Here is a 22,332-nt window from a genome sequence, read left to right on the forward strand (position 1 = left end):
TCTTTCAGGCGTTCGGCTCCCTTCGGGGGGCCGAATTGCCAGAGAGATGCCCCTAGCGCCCGAAAAACGAACCGAACGTTACATTCAGTCGTTTGATGCGCACACCCTGATTTACGATTGCTTTGCGAACGGCGACACGCTGACGCTGGTCTGTCCGCGATTGTTGAACCTATGGCCGCTGGTCCGCGATGGCCTGCGCGTTGATGGCAAACGCCCCCGCATCCACCGCAAAAAATTCCTGCGCTACGAAGAACTGCGCATAAAGGGCAACTTATCGTCTGTCGTGACGATCGAATGCGAAGATGGCCCCCTGCCCGTGCCAGTGAACCCGATTTGCACGGATCTATTTGACGGCCAAAACGTGCTGGTCACGCAGTGCAAAGACACACCGATTGAATGGATCACCGACTGGGCGCGGTATCACGTGCAGACCCACGGCGTCTCTGGCGTTTTGCTATACGACAACGGATCAACCACCGTCGCGCCCGCCGACATTCAACACGCCTTGCGCGCGGTCGATGGCATTCAGACAACGGTCGTTATCTCAACGCCTTTCCCCTATGGGGACAAAGCAGGCGGGCGTTTTGTGACGCCTACGAAATTTCTACAAACCGCTATCCTGAACATCGGGCGACTGCGGTTCTTTGGTCGGGCCAATGGCGTTCTGTCGCTGGATGTCGACGAAATGCTGGAACCGTCCGGCGGTACCACGATCTTTGATATGGCGCGGCAATCAAAGCTGGGGATTGTATCCTTTACTGGCGAATGGCTGTTTACCGAACACGATGGTCCGCAGCTGCAAAAACACCATAATCTGCGCGTCGCCGGCAGGACCTGTAAAAATCCAAAATGGTGCGCGGTGCCGAATAAGGGCGTTGCCAAATTTAGCTGGGCGGTTCATCGCCCGGGGGGCATCTTTGCGCCATTTACGAAAACGGACGCGCTGAAATACTGGCACTGTTTTTCGACATCAACCAGCTGGAAACAAAACCGATCGGGCCGCCCTCAGGGGGCCGAGGTTGCAACAGACGCGGCTGAGGCCTTTGACAAATACATAAAATAAAAGGGGCATTTCTGCCCCTTCTTTTTATTTAGTGACTTGCTGATTTACCTGTCACCTTGGCAATCAAAGGCCCAACGACACGCGTCGCTACGGGGATCAACAGCAGGCCGTAGATCAATCCAAAGATACCGTCGAACAGTGCCGTCACGAACCATTTGACGAAACCAGCGCCCGTCGAAACCGCATAGGCGGCCTGTTCAGCCAGATGTTTGATCGGCTCATACGGCCAATGCAGGCCAAAATCATGCAGGCCGTGGATCACAATATTTCCGCCAACCCACAGCATCGCCAATGTCCCGACAAAGCTAAGCACCTTGAGAAGATACGGCATACCCTTGACCAAACCGCGACCAATCGCGCGGGTCAGGCCCAAACGTGCTGTTGAGGCCAGATGCAGCCCGACATCGTCGGCTTTGACGATCAAAGCAACAGTGCCGTAAACCGCAATCGTCACGCCAATGGCCACCACTGCCAATGTCGCAGCCTCCATCCAAAAGCTTCCTGCTTCGATGGTTGAAAGCGCCAAGGTCATGATTTCTGCGGACAGGATAAAATCTGTTTTGATCGCGCCCGCTACCTTTTCTTCCTCTAGGTGGGCGGGGTCTTTGGTATCCATGTCCTGTTCGACCAGATGGTCGCCATGCGGAAATAGTTTGTGGAATACTTTTTCTGCCCCTTCGAAACACAGATACGATCCGCCCAGCATCAACAAAGGTGTTATCGCCTGCGGAAGGAAATTAGACAGCAACAGCGCGACAGGCAGCAAAATGACCAATTTATTGAAAAACGACCCGCGGGTGATTTTCCAAATCATTGGCAATTCGCGATCGGGTTTGAACCCTGTCACGTAGCTGGGGGTGACAGCTGCGTCATCAATCAAAACGCCCGCTGTTTTACTACCCGCTTTGGCAGCTGCGGCTGCCACATCATCGACGCTTGCGGCTGCCACTTTGGCAATGCCTGCAACGTCGTCCAAAAGAGCTAAAAGTCCGCTCATAAATACCCCCAAAGATTCGCTAGGCCATTGGACCCTGATTGGCCTCTTATGGCAACCTTGGCATGTTGGCGCAAACCGTTAGCGCAACCGTTTTCGCTACCACAATATTTATCGCTAACATATTGGTAATTATGTACTTTTTTCCTTAACCTAAAGGCACAATACGCATAGACCCAACCACACAACGACAACGCAGAGGATGTTAGAGACATGACTGTCACCGTCGGCATTAACGGGTTCGGCCGCATTGGACGCTGCACCCTCGCCCATATTACCGAAGCCGCGCGCAACGATGTGCAGGTTGTCAAAATCAACGCCACTGGCCCGATTGAAACGAACGCTCACCTGTTGAAATACGACAGCGTGCACGGCCGTTTTTCAAATCCGGTCAATGTATCCGGCAACACAATGGATCTGGGTCGCGGCCCGATCGAGGTCATGTCGACCTACGAGCCGCAGGAACTGGATTGGTCGGGTGTTGACGTTGTTCTGGAATGCACCGGTAAATTCAATGACGGTCACAAATCGGCGGTTCACCTAGAACGCGGCGCGAAAAAGGTTCTGATCTCGGCACCAGCGTCGAACGTTCAGCGCACTGTTGTCTATGGCGTTAACCACCGCGACCTGCTGGCCGAAGACCAGATCGTATCGAACGGTTCGTGCACCACCAACTGTTTGGCCCCGCTGGCCAAAGTTTTGAACGACGCCATTGGCATTGAATCGGGCATCATGACCACGATCCACAGCTACACCGGCGACCAGCCAACGTTGGACCGCCGCCACAAAGACCTGTATCGCGCCCGCGCTGCAGCGATGGCGATGATCCCAACATCGACAGGCGCCGCCAAAGCATTGGGCGAAGTTCTGCCCGAAATGCGCGGCAAACTGGACGGCTCTGCGATCCGCGTCCCTACCCCGAACGTATCGGCAGTTGATCTGTCGTTCGTTGCCGAAAAATCGGTGACCGAAGCCGAAGTTAACGAAATCGTGCGCGAAGCCGCCCAAGGATACATGGGCATGGTTCTGGGGTACGACGACGAACCAAAGGTATCGATCGATTTCAACCACACCACTGAATCGTCGATCTTTGCGCCCGACCAGACCAAAGTCATGGGCAAACTGGTCCGCGTGATGGCGTGGTACGACAATGAATGGGGTTTCTCGGCACGTATGGCCGATGTAGCCGCCGCGATGGGCCGTTTGGTTCACTAAACCATTGCTCTGGTCATGGCAGCGCGTTATCCCGTTGCCATGACCAACACTTTGACCATTTGGCTCGCCGGTATCATCATCGCGTTTTTCGCGATAGATTTGACGCTCGACCTTGGTGCTTCTCTTTTCCTTCTCCGCAAATTCGCTGATTTGATTGAATACGTTTCAATCTGGCGCTGACCCTTTTTGACACTTTCAGCAATGAACGGTTGACCTTTTCTGACAAATCGCAATGTTAGCGCCAACTGATACCGCCAACATTTGCAGTCGGAGGACAATAGCATGGCAGTCAAAGTGGCAATCAACGGTTTTGGTCGCATTGGTCGTAACGTATTGCGCGCAATCGTTGAATCGGGTCGCACCGATATCGAGGTCGTCGCAATCAACGATCTGGGCCCTGTTGAAACCAACGCACACCTGATCCGTTTCGATTCTGTTCATGGCCGTTTCCCTGGTGAAGTTACCACCACCGAAGACACCATTGATGTGGGCCGTGGCCCGATCAAAGTGACCGCAATCCGTGATCCACGTGAATTGCCTTGGGGTGATGTCGATATCGCGCTGGAATGCACAGGCATTTTCACCGACCGTGAAAAAGCAGCGCTGCATCTGGAAAACGGTTCGAAACGCGTTTTGGTTTCGGCTCCGTCCAAAGGCGCTGACAACACCATCGTTTACGGCGTGAACCACGAAACCCTGACCAGCGATCAGGTTGTCGTGTCGAACGCATCGTGCACCACCAACTGCCTATCGCCAGTTGCCAAAGTGCTGAACGATGAAATCGGCATCGTCAAAGGTTTCATGACCACCATCCACAGCTACACCGGCGACCAGCCAACGCTGGATACCATGCACAAAGACCTGTACCGCGCCCGCGCTGCAGCGATGTCCATGATCCCAACCTCGACCGGCGCTGCCAAAGCTGTTGGTCTTGTTCTGCCAGAGCTGAACGGCAAACTGGACGGCGTTGCAATTCGCGTCCCTACCCCGAACGTGTCGGTTGTTGACCTGACCTTCGAAGCCGCACGCGAAACCACCGTTGAAGAAATCAACAACGCAATTGTCGCAGCATCCAACGGTGCACTAAAAGGCGTTCTGGGCTTCACCGACGTTCCAAACGTGTCGATCGACTTTAACCACGATCCACATTCGTCGACCTTTGCTTTGGACCAGACCAAAGTCATGGAAGGCACCATGTGCCGTATCCTGACATGGTACGACAACGAATGGGGCTTCTCGAACCGTATGGCAGACACCGCGGTTGCGATGGGCAAACTGATCTAATCGTTTAGATTGCTGTTGCAGCACCCTAATTAAAATTCTGATGCCTCGGGCCAATGCCCGAGGCATTTTTACATCCCAAAACCTTCCTTGAAAGGCTTGGCACATTGAATATACTCCCCACAACTATAGGAAGTATTTTTATGAAAAACGTCGTTTTCAAACTAATATCTGTGTTCGGGATTTTTACACTATCGGCCTGTATGGTCGGCGAAGGTGTCGAGGTCGGCCAATACCAAGGGCGCGTTCTATATCAGTCAGTTTGCGAAGTCGAACAATCGACAATTGGCTCGCGCAACATTCTGAACGGCGAAATATTCCACGAATATGGAAATTGCATCACTGAAGCCGAGAACCGTTGTGGCGCTGCGAAATATGACATTGTTGATGTGACTAGTTCTGAGCCTCGGACCATTCGAATTCAATATCCGGTAGCCGGAATGGTGCAAACAATGCTGCAAACATACAAAGATCACACCATGTCCTTTGTCTGCACTGCCTAAAACGAACCGTTTGGTGCCGAAAGGCGCTTACCCAAGGCTAAACGGAACTGATCAGACCAACATTACGCAAAAATATTGGGCCGCCCTTTTCAAAAGGGCGGCTTTATTTTTTGGGTCAGTTGTAAAGCTTAAACCAATGATTACATGAGCCGAATTAGAGGCCTACATGTTTTCCATCGATCAAATTATCCAAGAATTGATTACCCTATGGGTGGTCATCGACCCGATTGGCACCCTGCCCGTTTTTCTGGCGGTGACGGTGGGCCTATCACCTGCTGCCCGCCGCGAGGTCGCGTTCAAAGCCATCGCCGTGGCCTTTGGCGTTCTGATGGTGTTCATCCTTGCGGGCCAAATCGTGCTAGAGGCATTGGGCCTATCATTAGGCGCATTTCAGATCGCGGGCGGTCTGGTACTGCTATTGTTTTCGCTGAACATGATATTTGGGGAATCCAAACCCGAATCCGAACTGAAATCGGCACAATCCACCAGCGAACGCGCGATTTTTCCCATCGCTATCCCGTCTATTGCATCACCCGGTGCGATGTTGGCGGTGGTCATTCTGACGGATAACGACCGGTTTTCGGTCGCACATCAAACCATGACGGCGACCGTGATGGCCTTTGTTTTGCTGTGCGCGTTGATTATCATGTTACTGGCCAACCCGATTTACAAAGTCATCGGATTGGCAGGCGCCAGCATCATCAGCCGCGTCATGGGCATGATTTTGGCCGCCGTTGCGGTCGACGCGATGCTGAATGGGTTCGCCCGTGTCGGCGTGTTTAACGTAACCGCTCTTCTAGGGCCGTTTTAATACTGGGAGGCACAAATTTGGTGACGTCCCCGTTCAGACGGCAGATCTCTTTGACCAGTTTTGACGCGATCGCCTGATTTTTGGCGTCCGCCATCAGGAACACGGTTTCGATGCTGTTATCCAGCGAACGGTTCATGCCAACCATCTGGAATTCATATTCGAAATCAGCAACAGCGCGCAAACCGCGCACGATGACGGTCGCGTTGACTTCGGCTGCGCAATCGATCAGCAGGTTTTCGAATGGATGTGCGACAATTTCGGTGCCGGTCGTTTCGGCGATTTCAGCGACTTCGGACCGGATCATGGCGACCCGCTCTTCCAAACTGAACAAAGGGCCTTTGTCACGGTTGATCGCAACACCGATCACCAGTCGATCAACCAACGAACACGCGCGGCGGATGATATCGATATGCCCGTTCGTGATCGGGTCAAAAGTTCCCGGATACAATCCAATGCGCATGGCTCTAGCCCCTCCTTTTACATTGCCCGCACGCAACTATATTGCGCGCGGGAATGCAAGGGCTGTTAGCGCCCCATTACCATGCCTTCTAACGCATCTTTTTCCATCGCCAGCTGCGATAGCCGCGCTTTGACCACGTCACCGATGGAAATCAGACCCACCAATTTGCCGTCCTCCATTACGGGCAAATGGCGGAAACGACCGTCGGTCATGATCTGCAACGCCTCATCAGGGGTTTTGTCGCCCGTGATCGTCACAGGGTTCGCCGTCATGATTTTAGCAATCGAACCGTTCACAATGGACAGGCCTTGTTTGCCCATTTCGCGCACAATATCGCGTTCAGACAAAATGCCTGAGGGCTCTTCTCCTGTTTCCGAAATGATGATTGTCCCGATCCGTTCGCGGGCCATGATTTCGACCGCCTTTGATACCGGCTCGTCCTCTTTTAGCCAGTAGATAGACGATTTTTCCTTTGTTTTCAGAATGTTCTGAACCAGCACTTCAAGCCTCCTCTACTTCTCCTACACTCAGCGTCCTCCCATTCGCCCCTATGTGTCAAGTCGCAAGAGATTCCAAGCGTGCAATTTCAGCTTTCATTCCTGATAACAAAGCTTCCACAAATCGGTTCAAACGGTCCGATTTTCGATCCGCCAAATGGCGCACCAAATAAAAACTACGCGTGAAAGAAACCTGATCGACCATGATCCGCCGCAGCTCTGGCGCGTAAGGCATTGCAAAATCGTGCACAATTCCAACCCCGCCTTGGCGCAGCATCTGCAGCTGCACGGCTGCCGAATTAGACGCCAGCTGCACCCCGTTCAGATCCAGATCACCCAGATAATCCAGTTCTTTGTCGAAAATCATGTCTGGAATATAGCCGACAATAGGTGGCAAATTTTTCCGATCCAATGACGTGACGTTTTCCGCAGTGGCCAGATGCAAATGATAATCGCTGATTTTTTGGACGGTTAAACGGCCAGCATCGGGCGCGGACACGGTCACGGCCAAATCGGCTTCTCGTTTTGACAGGTTCACGACGCGCGGCAAGGATAGGATCTGCACCTCTAACCCTGGATTGTCGCGCTGAATGGCCGCGCAAACCTGCGGCAACACGAAATTAGCACAGCCATCAGGCGCACCGATCCGTATCTGCCCTGACAGGCCTTCGTCGGCGGACTGGCCTTCGTCCATCGCCATGTTCAACGCGGTTTCGGCCTGCGCCGCATGGTCCCGCATCCGCAGCCCCTGTTCGGTCAACGCATATCCCTGCGGTGATTTCACGAACAGCGGCGTTCCGACCTGCTCCTCTAGCCGCGCAACACGTCGCCCAACCGTCGCCGGATCCATTTTCAAAACCGGAGCCGCCCCCGAAAGGCTTTCTGCACGGGCCACCGCCAGAAACACCCGCATATCATCCCAATTCATGGCACCCCTGCATTTTTGCAAAATGATTTTGGCAAACATTCTGTTCTTGCCCGCAAAATGCAAGACTATTCTGCCGCCAAATTCAAATGCACCTTGGGAGGATTCCATGCAGGAACTGACACATTGGATTAACGGTCAGCACGTCAAAGGCACTTCGGGCCATTTTCAGGACGTGTTCAACCCAGCAACTGGCGAAGCCATCGCCAAAGTTCCGCTGGCGACGTTGGACGAACTGACCGCAGCGATCGACGCCGCCGAAGAAGCACAGGTAAAATGGGGTGCAACCAACCCTCAGCGCCGTGCACGCGTGATGATGAAATTCGGCGACCTGATCAACCAGCACATGGATGAACTGGCCGAACTGGTTTCCAAAGAACACGGTAAAACCCTGCCCGACGGTCGCGGTGACGTTCAGCGTGGTCTGGAAGTCGTCGAAGTTTGCATGGGCGCGCCGCACATGCTCAAAGGCGAATTCATGGATTCCGCTGGCCCAGGCATCGACCTGTACTCCATGCGTCAGGCCTTGGGCGTTGTTGCTGGCATCACGCCATTCAACTTCCCTGCGATGATCCCTCTGTGGAAAATGGCTCCTGCGATCGTTTCGGGCAACGCAATGATCCTGAAACCATCCGAACGCTGCCCATCGACCGCGCTGCGTCTGGCTGAACTGCTGAAAGAAGCAGGCCTGCCTGACGGCGTTCTGCAGGTCATCAACGGAGACAAAGAAGTCGTAGACGGCATTCTGGACAACGAAACCATTCAGGCTGTTGGCTTTGTTGGTTCGACCCCAATCGCGCAATACATCTATGGCCGCGCGGCAACCAACGGCAAACGCGCACAGTGCTTTGGCGGTGCGAAAAACCACATGATCATCATGCCAGACGCTGACCTGGACAAAGCTGCAGACGCGCTGATCGGCGCAGGCTTTGGCGCAGCTGGCGAACGCTGCATGGCGATTTCGGTTGCTGTTCCTGTTGGTCAGGAAACTGCGGACAAACTGCGCGAAAAACTGATCCCACGGATCGAAGCGCTGAAAGTCGGCCCATACACCGGCGGCGACGACGTGGACTACGGCCCTGTCATCACCGAAGCATCGAAAAACCGCATCGAAGGCCTGATCGCATCGGGCGTAGACCAAGGCGCAGAGCTGGTCATCGACGGTCGCGGCTTTGAACTGCAAGGCTATGAAAACGGCTTCTTCGTTGGCCCATCCTACTTCGACAACGCAACCGAAGACATGGACATCTACCAAGAGGAAATCTTTGGCCCAGTTCTAACAACTGTGCGCAAAGACAACTACGAAGATGCGCTGCAACTGATCATGAAAAACCAGTACGGCAACGGCACGGCGATCTACACCGCAGACGGCGACGTTGCGCGTGACTTTGCATCCCGCGTGAACGTAGGCATGGTCGGCATCAACTTCCCGATCCCTGTGCCTCTGTCCTACTTCACCTTTGGCGGTTGGAAAAAATCCGCATTCGGCGACCTGAACCAATACGGTCCAGACGCTCTGCGTTTCTACACCAAAACCAAAACCGTGACCGCACGCTGGTTCTCGGGCATCAAAGACGGTGCTGCCCTAAACTTCAAAGCGATGGACTAACGTCCGGGACCAAAGGGCGCCCCGCGCCCTTTGCCTACCAAAAACAACAAAACGCCCCCGATTTCGGGGGCGTTTTTCATTTTAACAACAGCCAGATTGCGGCGGATTTATTCCGCCGCAATCTGCACCCCCAACATCGGCGCAAGGTACCGCCCCGTGTGCGACGCCTCGATCGCGGCAACATCCTCGGGCGTACCACAGCCGACAACAGTACCGCCGCCATCGCCGCCTTCTGGGCCGATATCGATCACCCAATCTGCTGTTTTGACCACATCCAGATTGTGTTCAATCACGACCACCGTGTTGCCCTGTTCGACCAATTCATGCAGCACTTCCAACAACTTGCGCACATCTTCGAAATGCAGACCCGTTGTCGGTTCGTCCAGAATATACAGCGTCCGACCCGTCGACCGTTTTGACAACTCTTTCGACAGCTTGACCCGCTGCGCCTCGCCTCCGGACAACGTCGTCGCTTGCTGGCCCACCTTGATATAGCTCAGGCCCACGCGCATCAGCGCATCCATCTTCTCGCGGATGCTCGGCACCGCGCGGAAAAAATCCTGTGCCTCCTCGACGGTCATATCCAACACGTCAGAGATCGATTTGCCCTTGAACTGAACCTCTAGCGTTTCGCGGTTGTACCGTTTGCCCTTGCAGGTTTCGCATTCGACATAAACATCGGGCAGGAAATGCATCTCGATCTTGATAACGCCGTCACCCTGACACGCCTCGCAACGGCCACCTTTGACGTTGAACGAAAAACGCCCCGGTTTGTACCCGCGCGCTTTGGACTCTGGCAGGCCCGCAAACCATTCGCGGATAGGCGTGAACGCGCCTGTATACGTCGCAGGGTTCGACCGCGGAGTCCGTCCAATCGGGCGTTGGTCAATGTCGATCACCTTATCCAGATGTTCGAACCCTTTAATCGTTTCGCAAGGCGCAGGCGTTTCGCGCGCGCCATTCAATTTCATCGCGGCGTTTTTATACAGCGTTTCGATCGTCAGCGTCGATTTACCACCACCAGACACCCCCGTCACACAAACGAATTTGCCCAACGGAAAATCGACCGAGATATTTTTAAGGTTGTTCCCCGTCGCCTTGATCACGCTTAGCGTTTTACCGTTTCCATCGCGGCGCACGGTTGGAACAGAAATCTCGCGTTTGCCCGATAGATACTGACCCGTGATCGAATTTTCGTCCGCTTGCAGTTCTGGCGGCGTGCCTTTGGCCACGACCTGCCCACCATGCACACCTGCACCTGGGCCGATATCGAAAACATAGTCGGCCTGACGGATCATATCTTCGTCGTGTTCGACCACGATGACGGTATTGCCCTGATCACGCAGGTTTTTCAGCGTTCCGATCAGGCGGTCGTTGTCACGCTGGTGCAAACCAATCGACGGTTCGTCCAGCACATACAAAACGCCCGTCAAACCCGATCCAATCTGCGACGCCAGCCTGATCCGCTGGCTTTCCCCGCCCGACAGAGTCCCCGCATTGCGGCTGAGCGTCAGGTAATCCAGACCAACGTTGTTAAGAAACCCCAACCGTTCGCTGATCTCTTTGACAATTGCGCGGGCAATTTCCTGTTTCTGTTTCGACAGGGTCGGCATGACGCCGTTAATCCATTCCAGCGCCTCTTTGATCGATTTTTCAACGACTTGACCAACATGGATATGATCAATCTTAACAGCGCGGGCTTCTTCGCGCAGGCGGTATCCGCCGCAAGTCCCGCATGGGCGATTGTTTTGATATTGTTCGAAATCTTCGCGGACCCAGTTGCTGTCGGTTTCGCGATAGCGGCGTTCCATGTTGCGGATCACGCCTTCGAATGAGCGTTCAACTTGATAAACGCGGCCACCTTCGTCGTAGCGGAATTTGATTTCCTCTTTGCCCGATCCGTATAGAAACACCTGCTGAATCTTTGGATCCAGATCTTTCCAACGGGCATTTTTATCAAACCCGTAATGTTTGGCGATTGCTTCGATCGTTTGCAGGAAATACGGCGATTTTCCTTTGCGCCACGGCGCAATCGCCCCGTCCGCGATTTTCAGCGTCACATCAGGCACGACCAGACGTTCGTCAAAGAACAGTTCAACCCCCAAACCGTCACAGGATGGGCACGCCCCAAATGGCGCGTTGAACGAAAACAGGCGCGGTTCGATTTCTGGAATGGTGAAACCAGAAACAGGACAGGCAAATTTTTCACTGAACGTAAACCGTTCTGGATCGCCTTCGCGCGGGGCGGTTTCCAAAATCGCGATGCCATCGGCCAAATCCAAAGCGGTGCGGAAACTGTCGGCTAGGCGGGTTTCCAAACCTTCGCGGACAACGATACGGTCAACAACCACATCAATATCGTGGCGGAATTTTTTGTCCAATTCGGGCGGGGAATCCAGTTCGTAGAACTCACCGTCCACTTTGACCCGCTGAAAACCTTGCTTGCGCAGTTCCAGCATTTCTTTGCGGTATTCACCTTTGCGGTCGCGCACGATGGGGGCCAACAGATAGCCGCGCGTGCCCTCCTCCATCATCATGACGCGATCGACCATGTCTTGGACCTGCTGCGCTTCGATCGGTTGGCCGGTTGCGGGGCTGTATGGGGTGCCGACGCGCGCGAATAGCAGACGCATATAGTCGTAGATTTCGGTGACCGTACCCACAGTCGAACGGGGGTTTTTCGACGTGGTTTTTTGTTCAATCGAAATCGCAGGCGACAGACCAGAGATGTGATCCACATCCGGCTTTTCCATCATATCCAAAAACTGGCGGGCATATGCGGACAACGATTCCACATAGCGGCGCTGGCCTTCGGCATAGATGGTATCAAACGCGAGCGACGATTTGCCCGACCCAGACAAACCCGTGATAACCACCAATTCATCGCGCGGAATATCAACATCGATGTTCTTTAGGTTGTGTTCACGTGCGCCGCGGACTTCGATCTGTTTTAATTCAGGCATACTGCCCCCCGATTAATTCCACGCAACAGATAGGTGTTCGTGGCCGAGTCTCAATGGAAATTAACGGAACAATAATAGAACACGCAGCGATACACTACTAAAGATTTCAACTACCCCCTTTATATTTCATTTTTCTAATATATATTCCTATCAACACATCATGTTTGCCTAAGGAGACTGGCAATGATCAATCTGTTCCAACGCACCGCTGCGCCCGGGTTGTCGCCTGCTGACGCAATCGCACAACATGCAAATGGCGACATCGTTGTTGTTGATGTCCGTGACCCAATGGAGCTGAAAGCCTCGGGCACGGCCAAAGGGGCCATCAACATTCCGCTGTCCACATTCCAAATGCGCGTCGATCCGCGCAGCCCCGAATGTCATGATGATCTGAAATCGGGCAAACCAATCGCAGTTTTCTGTGCATCGGGCGGGCGTTCTTCGCAGGCGAAACAATATCTGGAAAACCTGGGCTACGCCGACGTGCATAACATCGGCGGTTTCGGCCACTGGGTTCAGGCAGGCGGCCCGACCGAATAAACAAAAAAGGCCCGCGAAATTCGCGGGCCTTTTTTATTGGATCACTGCCAATTAGAAATGCAGCGCACGTCCATAAGCGTCCAGCACAGCTTCGTGCATGGCTTCGGACAGGGTTGGGTGCGGGAACACTGTTTCCATCAGGTCTTCTTCGGTGGTTTCCAGCTGGCGGCCCACAACGTAACCTTGGATCAATTCGGTGACCTCTGGGCCGACCATATGTGCGCCCAGCAATTCGCCGGTTTTCGCGTCGAACACGGTTTTGATCATGCCCTCTGGTTCCCCCAGCGCGATGGCTTTGCCGTTGCCGATGAATGGGAAACGGCCGACCTTGAGTTCGTAACCAGCTTCTTTCGCTTTGGCTTCGGTTAGACCAACCGATGCGACCTGAGGGTGACAATAGGTGCAGCCCGCGATCGAATTCGGCTTGATCGGATGCGGATGCTTTCCCGCGATCAGTTCAGCGACCATGACGCCTTCGTGCGATGCTTTGTGGGCCAGCCACGGCGCGCCCGCGATATCGCCAATTGCGAACAGGCCGTCAACGCCAGTGCGGCAATATTCATCGGTCACAACATGGGTGCGGTCGATTTTGACGCCCAGTTCTTCTAGGCCCAGACCTTCGACGTTGCCGACGATGCCAACGGCAGAAATCACGGTGTCGAATTCGTGCTGTTCAACCTTGCCGCCCACTTCGATATGCGCGGTGACTTTGCCTTTGGCGCGATCCAGCTTTTTGACCATGGCTTTTTCCATGATCTTCAGCCCGTGTTTCACGAACTGCTTTTTCGCAAAGGCGCTGATTTCTGCGTCTTCGACGGGCAGAACGCGGTCCATGACCTCGACCACGGTCGTGTCAGCGCCCAGAGTATTGTAAAAGCTGGCGAATTCGATGCCGATTGCGCCCGAACCGATGACCAGCAATTTCTTTGGCATACGAACAGGTTGCAGCGCGTGTTTATACGTCCAAACCAAATCGCCGTCCGCCTCTAGACCGGGCAATTCGCGTGCACGCGCGCCTGTCGCGACGATCACGTTTTTCGCGGTCAGTTCTTCGGTGCCTTTGTCGGTCTTTACCGAAACTTTGCCTTTGGCGACGACTTTGGCTTCGCCCATGATGCTGGTGATTTTGTTCTTTTTGAACAGGTGGCCAATACCGCCCGACAATTGTTTCGCAACGCCGCGCGACCGCTGAACAACAGAGTCCAAATCGTAACCGATGCCATCAGCCTTTAGGCCGAATTCTTTGGCGCGCTTCATCAGGCTCAGCACTTCGGCGGAACGCAGCAGCGCTTTGGTCGGGATACAGCCCCAGTTCAGGCAGATACCGCCCAGATGTTCACGTTCAACACATGCTACAGACAGACCCAACTGCGCGGCACGGATAGCGGCCACATAGCCGCCTGGGCCCGCGCCGATAACGATCAGGTCAAAATTCTTAGCGGCCATGGGATTCTCCTCCGGTCAGAAATTAGTTTGACGTTAAACTATTTTTTCAAACCAATCTACCTTGGTTCTATCATGGCTGCCATGGGTTTATTGCAACTCTACTTTATACAAACGATTTCAATCAACTACGCAGGATTCAACCCGATTTCGACCCGCATCTTTGGCCCGATACAACGCATCATCAGCCCGTCGCATAATTTGCTGAGGCTGCGAACCGCAGTCTGGATAACTTGCAACACCCAATGAAACCGTCACGGGCGGTAGCACCACATCCAGATACCGCACCTGCATTTCCTGAACGGCCTTGCGCAATTTTTCTGCCGCCGTGACGGCGGCGGTCGTGGTTCGGTCAGGCAAAAGAATGCAGAATTCCTCTCCGCCGAAACGGGCGCAAATTGCGTCTTCTTCCATGACCTCCATCATCGCACCGCCCAAAGACCGCAGCACAGCATCGCCCGCATCATGCCCGTGGTTATCGTTGAACATTTTGAATTTATCGGCGTCAAATGCGATGACGCTAAACGGTGTTTGCAGACGTTCAGCCACAGCGATCTGTCTGCGGATCGCATCCAGAAAATAGCGCCTGTTGTATAGCCCGGTCAGCGGATCGCGGATGGATTGGTCGTGTAATTCGTCGCGCAGTTTTACGTTCGCGATGGCCATCGAAATATGTTCGCCGCAACGTTTCGCGAACTGGATATGGTCCGTCACTTTGGAATGCATTTCGACCGCAGTTGCAAATCGGATGTGCAGCAGACCAACCGTATCCCCATGCGCAACAATCGGCACGCAGATATATTCATCGACATCAACGCCATGATTATGTTCGGTGACGTGGTCGCACATGAAACTGATTTCCTGCACGCCATAGGCGTAGTACCGCCCCCGCCGCAATGCCCAGCAACTGTCAGCCGCAATCGCGTGATGTAGGTCATCGGTATTCCAATTGCAGGTGCCATCCAGTGCGTCGCGTGAATTGGAATAGATGTAGAGTTCGCCTTTGGATCCGGGCAGCAATTTTTCCATAAATCGCGTCACGACCAGATACAGCTCCTCTAGCGATTTGCACGATTGTAACCATTCATCCAGACGCGCCAATAGCCCTGCTTCGGCTTGCCTTGCGCGTTCGGTTTCCAAAACCTCTCTGGCGCGGGCTTCGGCTTCTTCGGCGGCATGTTTGGCTTCGACAATATCTCGGGCCGCACGGCGGGCGTTGGTCACATCCGTAAAGGTGACGATGTAGGCACCGCCTCGCGCAGGGCGCGCACTGGTCAGCACAACACGGCCCGATGGCAAGTGACGGTCATAAGAGTAGGATTCACGCGACGCGATTTTACGTTCGGACATCTGATTGTCCGCATCCGAAATTTCACCGCGTTCACGCCCGCGTTCGCGAAATTCCAGCCACGACATACCAACACGCAGATCATCGCGTTCTAACTCAAGAACATCAAAAATGCGTAGGTTGTGCATCTCGCAGATGCCGCCTTCGGACCAGACCAGAATGCCCTGTTCCATCATGTTTAAAACATCCGCCGCCAGATCGTGCCCAGCAGATGTTAAACCACCATCCATCATACCCGCCTCCTGTTACATCACGCACGAGGACGATACGATTGATTGGTTTCGGGACCTTTAACCGCGTGTCAGGTCCAAGGCCAATTTATAGCCACCTTTATTCAAAAACTGAATTTCTGCGGGCGAACTTTCGCGGCTGAGCGCCTGATTTCGATAAGGAAAGCGGCCGAATTGACGAATAATCCAACGATGCGCAATGGCGTGGCCCAGATTGTCATCACCGGTTTCCGGCATAAAATGGCGAAAGCAGGATACCGAACGATCCTGATCCACGTTATTTTCGGAATGCATCAAAGGCAGGTAGAAAAATTGCCTTTTCGGTTCTTCGACCTGTTTGTCCCACCCCTGATCAATGGCCAGTTTTGCCGTTGCACGCGCATTGGCATCCATCAAAAACGCATCCCCCTGACCGCGAAACATGTTGCGCGGGAATTGATCCGTCAAAAGGATGTAGGCCATCGCGCCACGGGCATCTGTCAACCAATGCCCGAATGCGCCGTCTCGCGCCTCGATCCATGTGGACAGGAACCGATCACGGATCAAAGTATCGATCCCGTCGTCGCCAGAATACCAATCCTTTGGCGACAATTCATTGAACCAGAAATCCCAGATACCTTGGATCTGATCGTGGGTCATTCCTCATCCTCTTGTGCGTTTTCTTCGGCTTCGATGTAGACTTCTTGGGCCACCTCTAGCGCGACAGGTGTTGCCGATGCCAAAATTGGCGCATAGGCAACTGTGTCTTCTACAGGGGTGCCGGTGCTGCGCTGGGTCATACGGTACAGCGCATATAATGCCATGCTGATCATCAAGATCGCCATGTAGCCCCAATAGCCTTGGGGCCCGACCGTATCCATTGCAAAGCCCACGATCAGCGGGCCAGAGATTGCTCCGACGCCGTTAATAAACAGAAAACCACCCGACGCTGCAGCCATATCATCGCGTTCCAGAAAATCGTTCGCGTAGGCCAACAGCAGCGCGTATAGCGGATTAGATGCCGCACCGATCAATGCCGCGCCTAGAACAAAGGCCGGGAACGTTGACACAAACGTGGGAATCAACGCGCCTAGCCCGCCCAGAACAGCCAAGGCTAGGATCAAACGGCGACGATCCATACGGTCGGACAACCAGCCGATTGGAAACTGCGCCAACAAGGCCGCGGTATAAATCGCCGATACCATGAATGAGATTTGCGGAACGGTTAGACCGGCACGAATACCGAACACCGCCGACATCCCGAATTGCGCCGCGAAAATCCCGCCCAGCAAAAACATCCCCATACAAGCAAGCGGAGACGCTTCGATCAGACGTTTGATCGACAACGGTTTGGTGGTTTCAAAGGCTGGCGTCGGACGGATCGACAAAAGGATCGGCGCAAACGACATCGAAACCAGAACCGACGGGACGATGAACAAAACGAAACCGCTGACGTCGCCCAGAACGACGATGTATTGCGCCAGAACAATGCCCGCCATCTGCGTGATCATATACAGCGACAACGCCTTACCGCGGTTCGCATTGTCCGTGCTGTCGTTCAGCCAACTTTCTGCCGTGACGTACACGCCGCAGAAACAGAACCCGATGCACAAACGGCCCAAGGTCCACGCCCAAGGTTCAGTCAACGCTGGATACAGAATTAGGATCGCCGAAATGGTTGACCCCAACGCCGCAAAGACGCGAACGTGACCGACGCGGCGGATCAGTTCAGGCACGGCGCGGGACGCAAACAGAAAGCCAACGAAATAGGCCGACATGACGATCGACATCGAAAGGGTCGAAAACCCTTCCAGTTCGCCCCGCAACCCTAGCAGAGTGCCCTGCAAACCGTTGCCAATCATCAACATGAACACCCCGATCAAGAGCGCCCAAGAGCTGCCTAGTACCTGTATCAATTTTGGCTCCTTTGCGTTGTCTGCCCACTACAGTAGGTGGAAAAACAACGGCGTCCAATGGTCATGGGAAAAGATAGCGCATACGCTACAATTAGATGGCGGTTGTATGAAATTTATACGACGGCGCGCTGGCGTTTTACGGCACTAAAGCCATCATTTACGCCATAGCAACGACGCATCACCATACGAAAAGAAACGGTATCCCTGCGATATGGCGTGGGCATAAATGTCTTTTATGTCCTGCACCCCAGCCAAGGCCGACACCAGCATCATCAAGGTTGATTTGGGCAAATGGAAATTGGTCATCAACCCATCCGCAATCTGGAATTCAAAACCAGGGGTGATGAAAATATCGGTCGGCCCTGTCCATGGCGCAATCGCCCCGTCTTTTGCCGCACTTTCAATCAGACGCAGCGCGGTTGTCCCCACAGGAACAACGCGTTTTCCAGCCGCTTTGGTCGCATTGATTTCCGCAGCAGCCTGTTCGCTGACATGCCCCCATTCCGAATGCATTTTATGGTCGCTAATATCGTCGACCTTAACCGGCAAAAACGTACCCGCCCCGACGTGCAGCGTTACATAGGTAAATTCGACGCCCCGATCCCGCAGGGCGGCCAAAAGCCTATCATCGAAATGCAGCGACGCCGTCGGAGCCGCCACCGCACCTGTGTTCCGCGCCCAGACGGTCTGATAATCTTCTTTGTCCTGATCATCTGGGGCCCGCAAGGCGGCAATATAGGGCGGCAACGGCATGGCCCCCGCAGCCGCCAAAGCCGCATCAAAATCATCACCCGTCAGATTAAAACGAATATGCGCCTGACCTTCGTCTCGCCCTTCGACCTTGGCTGACAAATCGCCCGAAAAGACGATATCTTCGCCGTTTTTCACTTTCTTCAACGGCTTGATCAGCGCGGACCATGTGCCATCCGCACGCGGCTCTAACAGGGTGACTTCGATCTTTGCCGAAACATCGCCTTGCGCGCTGGCCCTATGGCGTTGACCTGTCAGCCGCGCGGGGATCACACGAGTATCGTTCAAAACCAACCGATCCCCCGCGCCCAGCTGGTCGACCAAATCCATGACGGACAGATCAGAAATCCGGCCATCCTGTGCAACCAACAATCGGGCCGAAGACCGCGGTTTGGCGGGGCGCGTTGCAATCAGGGATTCGGGTAGATCGAAGTCAAAATCGCTTAGTTTCACGGTCGGTCCTATTCGGTCAAATCGGGCGGTGGTCGACGGAAAATTTCGCGGAACATACCGGGTGTCAGCGCCGACAGCGGGTTCACACCGACTTGCATGGCATCTTTGCTGCCGCGCAGGGTGAAATTGAACCCGATCAGCCCTTCGCCTTTTCGCGTCAGCACCGAACCGATCCCATTTAGCAAATACAGCGGTGATAGCACGCCTTGAAAATCCATCTCTTTGGTTGCCAGCGTGTAAATGCCGTCCAACGAAATGCCAAGCCCCGGACCCGCCGCGCTGGACTGCGCCACGATAATTTGATCCGGCGTCAAACGAAATTCCGCCAGAACATCGACAAACATCAATCCCTGTCCGCTTAATTGCTGCAGCAATCCAACGACACTGACCGCGTTTAGCAATTCAGCAAGCGCCGGCGCTTCGCGGACCTGCAGGTTTTTGATGGTCAGCGCTCCATCGTAAATGCCTGGTTGGCCAACGGGTGTCAGGGTCAAAGAAAAATCTTCGCCTGACGCGTTGGGTAACAATCCCGCAGCCATGGCAACTGCGCCGCCATCGGAGGACGTCAGATGAATGCGGCTGCCACCGTTATGCGGATCAACGCGCCCAATAACCGCGGCCTGTCCGTTTAAATAGCCGCTGAAATCGCCCGAGAACCCGCCTCTGCTATCAAACTCGCCATCGAATTGGCTCAGTTCGATACCATCCGCGATGATCATGCGGTCCAATGACACCGACATGGGCGCACCGCCATTTTTGGACCCTGATAGATCGATTTGCCGCAAATCGATGGTCCCGCTGGTCACTGCCACGGCGGCAGCTGTGTTGGCGCCGCGTCCGGTTAAGGTGACGGCCCCATTCAGCCAGCGCCCCGCCTGTAAACGATCGAACCGCGCACGGGTCAACACGCCGCCTTCGCCCAGCGCGATAGAGCCAGACAGGTTCAATCCGGGCGCCAGCAGCGCGATGCGATCGATCTGTGGAATTGGCCCCAAACTGCCCGCAATTTCAAAATCCCCCGCTGTTTGCGGCGATTTTGACCAGTTTAGCGCATCAATCCGGATACCCGCACCTTGCAGATCAGAGGTGGCCAAAAATTCAGGTGCTTCTCCATTTTCCAAACGCAGCGAAATTTGGGCGTTGGTTTCGCCAGAAATGGATCCGGGCGGCAGACCGATGTTGAATTCATCCAAGAACAGTTCGGACACAACTGCCGTTCCTTCTAAGAAACTGACCTTGGGCGCGTCAGGACCAATCGCGCGCGACCACTGAACCGTCATCGGGACAGCGCCCACTTTAATAGGTCCGCTGATCGCTAGCGTGTCGCGATCAAAATCCACGGTGACTTGCGCGGCTGTGATCGTTTTATTCGGTACAATCTGGTCAGACCGCAAATCACGCACCACTGCGCTGCCTTCGTATTCGACGGCGGTTGGTGGCATCTGTTTCATGAACGGCAACGCGATTTGAAAATCACCAACGGCACGGCCATCGGCCAAAGTGACGGGCCGCCCCGCTTTGGTCAGGAATTGCCACTGCGGAAGGTCTAGGTACGCAAGCGCAGAGGTCAGTGTGCTTTGCGTTTTCAAATCAAATTCCGCACGGGGTTCATGCATGGTGATATCCGGCATGACCATGGTGGACCCAGCGATATCAATAACCCCGCCTTGGGGGGACGCGGATTGCCCCTGATCCAGTTCAATGCCCAACCGGTTATCAAACAGGCTGACAAAGCCAGAGACATTATCAATGTAAGGCATCTGTGGATTTGGACGGAAACGAGCGTGATCGACCCAAGTTGTGCCACCAACGCGCGTTTCTTCGGCCCCGCCCATACGCAGCGCCAGCGTCAAATCACGCACATCCAACGCAGTCATATTATCGACGAACCAATTTCGCGCAGGCGTTTTGACGGTTTCCGGCCAGAACGGCATCAACGTCATGGCATCAAAGGCGTCCGAAGATACATCTAACGCGACGCCCCAACCGTCTTGGTCTGCGGTGATCGTTCCGCCCCCATTCAACACCTGTTCTCCAGCAGAGATATTGAACTGACCGATATCAATCTGAAACGGGGATAGCCGCAGTCGCATATCAGCAGCAGCCGTATCGATGACGCGTGGCGCATCATAAACGTCTTCGATCGCGATCCCGATATCACGCGCCTCGAACTGGCCTTCGAAACTTTGCGGCCAACCCGCGTCGTTCCAATCGCGCAGATAAGCCCGCCCCGTCGCCGCAAATCCGCCCCAAGACGTATCAGCCGTCACGCGATCAAACAAAACAGTGCTGGTTTGCGGGTCATAGGACAAATAGCTGCGCGCATGGCGGATCGGTATGGGGCGGCTTTCGGGTGTGGGCTGAATGACACCGTTCTGAATTTCAAAAGACGCAAACATCGGCCCCAGCTGAGCGTCATCTTTTACGCTTGCACGGATGGATGCATTGATTGGCGCATCGACCACCGTCATCCACCCCAAGGCAGGCACCTGCGCCGCCAAATCTGCCGCGATCCCGTTCGCGACCGTCAGACCCAACGTCGCGGCGCGGCGACCTTTGGGGCTGTCATATGACATATCGATTGTTGTGACGAACGGACGCCCTGACAACAGTGCAAATTCCCCGCGCAGCGATACGACACTGCCGCGCAGATCAAGACTGATCAAACCGCCATCAACCGTATAGCTGCGGGCGGATCGCAGGTCTGAATAGTTGACGATAACGCCTTCGGCGCGCACTGATTCCAGTGCCTCTAGGGATGGCTCTTCTAATAACTGATCGACCATATCCAGCAGATCGACCCAGTTTTCTGCGGCACCGGCGCGGGGGCCGTTCGACTGAAACGATACCTCGACCGATCCGTCCGCTGATCGCAGCAAACCGATTTGTGCACCGCGCAATACGACCTCTTGAACCAACACCTCTTGCTTAAACAACAAACCACGCGGCGAAATCAGCGTTTCTGCAACAGGTAGAACGGCGATTGTTTGGCCATCATGATCCCTAAGCTGCGCATTTTCGACACGCGCCCGCAGGTGCAAATCTCGACCCAGAGTAAGCCACACTTGGCCGATTTCGACCGATCCGCCCGACATCATTTGCGCGCCGGACTGTTCTAACCTGTGTTCAATCCAATCGGGCGCGCTGATTTCGCGATCCAAAATGGCAAGGACGCCAACAACCGCAACGACCAGCGGGGCAACGATCAGCGCAATCGATACGCGCAGCAGCCACCCTTTACCAATCCGGCGCCGACCTGATGTTTGGTCGGTATCACCTTGCCCCTGATCCATTTTCGCCCGATGGTCCCTTTATTCTTTGTGTGGCTGCCCTAAAACGGAACTGTGCCGCG

General features: G+C 54.4%; 18 protein-coding genes. 7 read left to right on the plus strand and 11 right to left on the minus strand.

Features of this window, described 5'->3' with window-relative positions; genetic code table 11:
• The first annotated feature begins 46 nt into the window (after positions 1 to 46).
• Positions 47 to 1,063: a hypothetical protein gene (locus tag ACXAGA_RS00215; protein ID WP_475115517.1), complete on the plus strand. Its 1,017-nt coding sequence runs from the start codon at positions 47 to 49 to the stop codon at positions 1,061 to 1,063.
• A gap of 28 nt (positions 1,064 to 1,091) precedes the next feature.
• Here the strand turns inward: ACXAGA_RS00215 and ACXAGA_RS00220 are convergent, their stop codons facing one another.
• Complete coding sequence (locus ACXAGA_RS00220; RefSeq protein WP_475115518.1) at positions 1,092 to 2,060, minus strand: DUF808 domain-containing protein; 969 nt, start codon at positions 2,058 to 2,060, stop codon at positions 1,092 to 1,094.
• A 210-nt stretch (positions 2,061 to 2,270) separates the two neighbouring features.
• Here ACXAGA_RS00220 and gap (ACXAGA_RS00225) point away from each other — a divergent pair, with 210 nt between their 5' ends.
• The 4 genes from gap (ACXAGA_RS00225) to ACXAGA_RS00240 all read left to right on the plus strand — a co-directional run bounded on the left by gap (ACXAGA_RS00225) (position 2,271) and on the right by ACXAGA_RS00240 (position 5,867).
• Positions 2,271 to 3,272, plus strand: coding sequence for a type I glyceraldehyde-3-phosphate dehydrogenase (gene gap / locus ACXAGA_RS00225; protein ID WP_475115519.1), 1,002 nt, complete (start codon positions 2,271 to 2,273; stop codon positions 3,270 to 3,272).
• A gap of 282 nt (positions 3,273 to 3,554) precedes the next feature.
• On the plus strand, positions 3,555 to 4,556 hold the full coding sequence (gap, locus tag ACXAGA_RS00230) for a type I glyceraldehyde-3-phosphate dehydrogenase (RefSeq protein WP_475115520.1): 1,002 nt from the start codon (positions 3,555 to 3,557) through the stop codon (positions 4,554 to 4,556).
• A gap of 140 nt (positions 4,557 to 4,696) precedes the next feature.
• Entirely contained in the window at positions 4,697 to 5,056 is a 360-nt protein-coding gene (locus ACXAGA_RS00235) for a hypothetical protein (RefSeq protein WP_475115521.1), read from the plus strand.
• A 166-nt stretch (positions 5,057 to 5,222) separates the two neighbouring features.
• Complete coding sequence (locus tag ACXAGA_RS00240) at positions 5,223 to 5,867, plus strand: MarC family protein (protein WP_475115522.1); 645 nt, start codon at positions 5,223 to 5,225, stop codon at positions 5,865 to 5,867.
• On the opposite strand, the gene coaD is transcribed toward ACXAGA_RS00240, so the two are convergent.
• From coaD to ACXAGA_RS00255, 3 genes are all read right to left on the minus strand, one after another.
• Positions 5,836 to 6,327: a pantetheine-phosphate adenylyltransferase gene (gene coaD / locus ACXAGA_RS00245; RefSeq protein WP_475115523.1), complete on the minus strand. Its 492-nt coding sequence runs from the start codon at positions 6,325 to 6,327 to the stop codon at positions 5,836 to 5,838. The genes ACXAGA_RS00240 and coaD overlap by 32 nt on opposite strands.
• Before the next feature lie 65 nt (positions 6,328 to 6,392).
• Positions 6,393 to 6,827, minus strand: coding sequence for a CBS domain-containing protein (locus tag ACXAGA_RS00250; RefSeq protein ID WP_475115524.1), 435 nt, complete (start codon positions 6,825 to 6,827; stop codon positions 6,393 to 6,395).
• Positions 6,828 to 6,882: 55 nt separating this feature from the next.
• Positions 6,883 to 7,752 carry a LysR family transcriptional regulator gene (locus ACXAGA_RS00255; protein WP_475115525.1) on the minus strand — a complete coding sequence of 290 codons (870 nt, stop codon included), beginning with the start codon at positions 7,750 to 7,752 and terminating at the stop codon, positions 6,883 to 6,885.
• A gap of 106 nt (positions 7,753 to 7,858) precedes the next feature.
• Between ACXAGA_RS00255 and ACXAGA_RS00260 the strand changes: the two genes are divergently transcribed.
• A complete protein-coding gene (locus tag ACXAGA_RS00260; RefSeq protein WP_475115526.1) occupies positions 7,859 to 9,358 on the plus strand; it encodes a CoA-acylating methylmalonate-semialdehyde dehydrogenase in 1,500 nt (499 codons plus the stop codon).
• A 107-nt stretch (positions 9,359 to 9,465) separates the two neighbouring features.
• On the opposite strand, the gene uvrA is transcribed toward ACXAGA_RS00260, so the two are convergent.
• Positions 9,466 to 12,321, minus strand: a complete 2,856-nt coding sequence (gene uvrA / locus ACXAGA_RS00265) for an excinuclease ABC subunit UvrA (RefSeq protein WP_475115527.1) — start codon at positions 12,319 to 12,321, stop codon at positions 9,466 to 9,468.
• Positions 12,322 to 12,504: 183 nt separating this feature from the next.
• Between uvrA and ACXAGA_RS00270 the strand changes: the two genes are divergently transcribed.
• Positions 12,505 to 12,861: a rhodanese-like domain-containing protein gene (locus ACXAGA_RS00270; RefSeq protein WP_475115528.1), complete on the plus strand. Its 357-nt coding sequence runs from the start codon at positions 12,505 to 12,507 to the stop codon at positions 12,859 to 12,861.
• 51 nt (positions 12,862 to 12,912) lie between these two features.
• On the opposite strand, the gene lpdA is transcribed toward ACXAGA_RS00270, so the two are convergent.
• The 6 genes from lpdA to ACXAGA_RS00300 all read right to left on the minus strand — a co-directional run bounded on the left by lpdA (position 12,913) and on the right by ACXAGA_RS00300 (position 22,273).
• A complete protein-coding gene (gene lpdA, locus ACXAGA_RS00275; RefSeq protein ID WP_475115529.1) occupies positions 12,913 to 14,307 on the minus strand; it encodes a dihydrolipoyl dehydrogenase in 1,395 nt (464 codons plus the stop codon).
• Between the two features lie 117 nt (positions 14,308 to 14,424).
• On the minus strand, positions 14,425 to 15,885 hold the full coding sequence (locus ACXAGA_RS00280; protein ID WP_475115530.1) for a sensor domain-containing diguanylate cyclase: 1,461 nt from the start codon (positions 15,883 to 15,885) through the stop codon (positions 14,425 to 14,427).
• A 57-nt stretch (positions 15,886 to 15,942) separates the two neighbouring features.
• Positions 15,943 to 16,521, minus strand: coding sequence for a DUF924 family protein (locus ACXAGA_RS00285; protein WP_475115531.1), 579 nt, complete (start codon positions 16,519 to 16,521; stop codon positions 15,943 to 15,945).
• Positions 16,518 to 17,777, minus strand: a complete 1,260-nt coding sequence (locus ACXAGA_RS00290) for an MFS transporter (protein ID WP_475115532.1) — start codon at positions 17,775 to 17,777, stop codon at positions 16,518 to 16,520. Before ACXAGA_RS00290 ends, ACXAGA_RS00285 begins: the two co-directional genes overlap by 4 nt.
• A gap of 153 nt (positions 17,778 to 17,930) precedes the next feature.
• The gene (gene queA, locus ACXAGA_RS00295) at positions 17,931 to 18,980 is read right to left on the minus strand and encodes a tRNA preQ1(34) S-adenosylmethionine ribosyltransferase-isomerase QueA (protein WP_475115533.1); all 1,050 of its coding nucleotides are present in this window, start codon (positions 18,978 to 18,980) and stop codon (positions 17,931 to 17,933) included.
• Between the two features lie 8 nt (positions 18,981 to 18,988).
• Positions 18,989 to 22,273, minus strand: coding sequence for a DUF3971 domain-containing protein (locus ACXAGA_RS00300; protein ID WP_475115534.1), 3,285 nt, complete (start codon positions 22,271 to 22,273; stop codon positions 18,989 to 18,991).
• Positions 22,274 to 22,332 lie beyond the last annotated feature (59 nt).

This window comes from Marivivens sp. ABH4_498, from assembly GCF_056160585.1.